We start from the raw sequence: 3,417 nt of genomic DNA, 5'->3' as shown, positions 1-3,417 counted from the left end.
GGGGGGGGGGGGGGGGGGGGGGGGGCGCGCCCCCCCCCCCCCCCCCCCCCCCCCCCCCCCCCCCCCCCCCCCCCCCGCGACCACGCACCCCACGCCGAGCGGTCACAAAACGTCGCTCCCATGCCTCCGGAACGACAGAACGTGACCGGTCGGCGGAACGCAGACGGGGCGTCGGGACCGGTCGGCAGGGCGGACGGGAGGCGCAGCGCCACGCCCACGCACCCCTCGCCGAGCGGTCACGAAACGTCGCTCCCATGCCTCCGGAACGACAGAACGTGACCGCTCGGCGAGGCGCAGACGGGGTGTCGTGACCGGTGGGCGCGAGCCGAGCCGGGCGGGGCCAGCCGAGAGCAGGAGCAGGAGCCGGAAGCGCCGGCGTCAGCCCATGGTGGCGTACGAGATGCACGCGTCGCGGAACATGCCGAGCGTCTCGTCCGTCGTGGACGCGAACGCCGAGACCCGGACCTCGCCCAGGCGGGCCGTCGCCGTGACGCCGTGGTTGTGCATCGCCGCGGTGAGTGCCGTGAGCCGGCCGGCCGCGGGGCGGAGGACGACGATGCCGGCACGCTCCCGGGGGTCGCGGCTGGACTCGACGGGCAGCCCGAACTCGTCCGCGATGTCGATGACCCGATCGATCCGGTCGGCGATGCGTTCCTGCACGGCGGCGACCCCGACAGCGGTGAGGCGCTCGAGCGACACGGCCAGGCGCGCCTGGGACACGGGGTCGACGCGCGACATGGCGAACGCTGCGGCGGCGGGACGGACGCTCGGCACCTCGGTCGGCCAGCCGGTCGTGCCGTGCGGCCCGGACAGTGCCGGCTTGACGCGTTCGAGAGCCCGGTCGCTGAATGCGGTGAAGCCGGTGCCCCATCCGGCGTGCAGCCACTTCTGCCCGCCGGTGGCGACGACGTCAGCCACCTCGTACGGGGCGTCGACGATGCCGAAGCCCTGGATGGCGTCGACGATGAGCAGGCGGTCGCCGATGACGTCACGGATGGCGGCGAGGTCGGCCAGGTAGCCGGTGCGCCAGTCGACGAGCGACAGTGCGACCGCGGTGACGTCGTCGGACAGCCGCTCGCGGATCAGGTCGGGGGTGAGCCAGCCGGCGCCGGACTCGATGACGACGGGCTGCACGCGACCGCCGGTGGCCGAGGCGGCGCTGGCGAGCGCGAGCGGCAGCGACGGGTACTCTTCCGCGGCGACGAGCACGCCTCCGGTGAGGCCGAACGCGGTGTGCAGCAGGCCGGGGGTGGTGGCCGTCTGGGACACGACCTGGTCCTCGCGGCGACGGACCAGGCGGGCGGCGACGGCACGGACCCGGGCGTCCTGCTCGTCGAGCGTCTCGATCGCCCCGAAGCGCATGTGCTCCTGGATGTGGCCGAGGACGCGCTGCTCCTCGAGGACGGCGGTCTGCACGGGACCGAAGGCAGCGTGGTCGAGGTAACCGGGCTCCTCGGCGAAGCCGGCGACGTACTCGTCGATCGTGGTCACGGGGACACCTTCCAGTGGGCAGAACCCTGTGAGCCTACTGGGACCCGGAGGTCAGGGCGAATGCAGTCCGGGAAGCGCCAGGAGCGGGAACGGGCCCACGGCAAGCCCTGAGCAGACCTCGTTTCCTGTGGAACAGCACAGGCAGCGCAGCGGGCACAGCACAGGCAGCGCAGCGGGCACAGCACAGGCAGCGCAGCGGGAACAGCACAGCCAGCGCAGCGGGAACGCCACCCGCAGGGTGGACGCGCCCCGCCCTCAGCCCCCGAAGCGCCGCGACCGCAACCCGAAGTCACGCACCGCGCGGAGGAAGTCGACCTCACGGAGGTCCGGGTAGAACGCCTCGACGAAGTAGAACTCGCTGTGCGCGCTCTGCCACAGCAGGAAGTCCGACAGCCGCTGCTCCCCCGAGGTCCGGATCATCAGGTCCGGGTCCGGCTGCCCCTGCGTGTACAGGTGGTCACCGATCAGCTCGGGCGTCAGGACCTCGGCCAGGGTGTCGAGCGTTCCGCCGCCCTCACCGTGGCTGCGGACGATGCTCCGCATGGCGTCGGCGATCTCGCGGCGCCCGCCGTACCCGACGGCGAGGTTGATGTGCAGCCCGGTGTGGTCCGCGGTGCGGGCCTCGGCGGCCGCGAGCGCAGCCACGAGCTCCGTGGGCAGGCCGTCGTTCGAGCCGACGTGCTGGACGCGCCAGGTGCGGTGGTGTGACAGCCGCTCCGCCAGGTCAGCGATGATCCCGACGAGCTGGTCGAGCTCCTCGCCACCGCGACCCTTGAGGTTGTCGGCGGAGAGCAGGTAGAGCGTGACGACCTGGATGTCGAGGTCCTCGCACCAGGACAGGAACTCGGGGATCTTCGCCGCGCCCGCCCGGTGTCCGTGCGCCGCGGTCTCGAGGCCCAGCTGCCGGGCCCACCGCCGGTTGCCGTCGACGATCATCGCGACGTGGCGGGGCTTCTGCGCCCCGTCGATCTCGCGTCGAATGCGCTTCTGGTAGGCGCGGTAGAGGAGCCCACGCCCCGCCCATCCCAGCCTGCCCGTCACGGCGTCGACTGTAGTGCAAGCACCCCTCGTGTCGACTCTCAGCCACCGCCCCGTCCCCCGGCCGTACGGTCGGAGCATGCAGTCAGACCAGGGCGCACCGGCCCTCCCGCACGTGCCGTTCACGGAGGAGGCCGAGACCACCCCCACCATGGTCGGCGCCGCCGACACCCGCCCGGCATGGCGCGGCTGGATCCACGCCGGCACGTTCCCCCTCGCCGCGGCGATGGGGATCGTGCTCGTCACCCTCGCGGCCACCCCGGCGGCGAAGGGGGCCAGCGCGGTCTTCATGGCGACGTCACTCGTCATGTTCGGCGTCTCGGCGACCTACCACCGCTTCCCCTGGCGCCCGGTGGTCAAACGCGTGCTCAAGCGCATCGACCACACGAACATCTTCCTGCTCATCGCCGGCACGTACACGCCGGTCGCGGTCTGCGCGCTGCCGCACGAGCTGATGGTCATCGTGCTGTGGGTGATGTGGAGCGGCGCACTGCTCGGTGTCGCGTTCCGCGTCTTCTGGATCGGCGCTCCGCGGTGGCTGTACGTGCCGCTCTACCTGGCGCTCGGCTGCGCGGCGTTCCTGATCCTGCCGCAGCTCTTCGCCGCGAGCGTCCCGATGACGGTGCTCGTGCTCGCCGGCGGGCTGGCGTACATCCTCGGCGCCGCTGTCTACGGCTTCAAACGGCCGAACCCCTCGCCGACGTTCTTCGGCTTCCACGAGGTCTTCCACGCCCTCACCGTCGTCGCGTTCGCGGCGCAGTGGGCGGGCATCCTCGTGATCGCGCTGCACCCCGTCCGCTGACCTCGTCACCGCCGGTGGCGGGCCGGACCGAACGACGGACCGGGGGGGGCCCCCCCCCCCCGGGGGGGGCGCCCCCCCCGGCGGGG

Annotated in this window: 3 protein-coding genes; 1 reads left to right on the top strand and 2 read right to left on the bottom strand. The window is 73.0% G+C overall.

The genetic code is table 11. The features are described from left to right. Positions 1 to 378 precede the first annotated feature (378 nt). Both QCD68_RS16990 and QCD68_RS16985 read right to left on the bottom strand, forming a co-directional pair. Positions 379 to 1,491: an aminotransferase class V-fold PLP-dependent enzyme gene (locus tag QCD68_RS16990; protein ID WP_301223869.1), complete on the bottom strand. Its 1,113-nt coding sequence runs from the start codon at positions 1,489 to 1,491 to the stop codon at positions 379 to 381. 255 nt (positions 1,492 to 1,746) lie between these two features. Beyond that, the gene (locus QCD68_RS16985) at positions 1,747 to 2,532 is read right to left on the bottom strand and encodes an isoprenyl transferase (RefSeq protein WP_301223868.1); all 786 of its coding nucleotides are present in this window, start codon (positions 2,530 to 2,532) and stop codon (positions 1,747 to 1,749) included. A gap of 76 nt (positions 2,533 to 2,608) precedes the next feature. Between QCD68_RS16985 and trhA the strand changes: the two genes are divergently transcribed. Beyond that, positions 2,609 to 3,331, top strand: coding sequence for a PAQR family membrane homeostasis protein TrhA (trhA, locus tag QCD68_RS16980; RefSeq protein ID WP_301223867.1), 723 nt, complete (start codon positions 2,609 to 2,611; stop codon positions 3,329 to 3,331). The last annotated feature ends 86 nt before the right edge of the window (positions 3,332 to 3,417 follow it).

Origin of the sequence: Curtobacterium sp. PsM8, assembly GCF_030433875.1 — a bacterium.
Classification (GTDB): domain Bacteria; phylum Actinomycetota; class Actinomycetes; order Actinomycetales; family Microbacteriaceae; genus Curtobacterium.
Note: the sequence above shows the minus strand (reverse complement) of the source record. Positions and strands in the feature narration are given on the sequence as shown.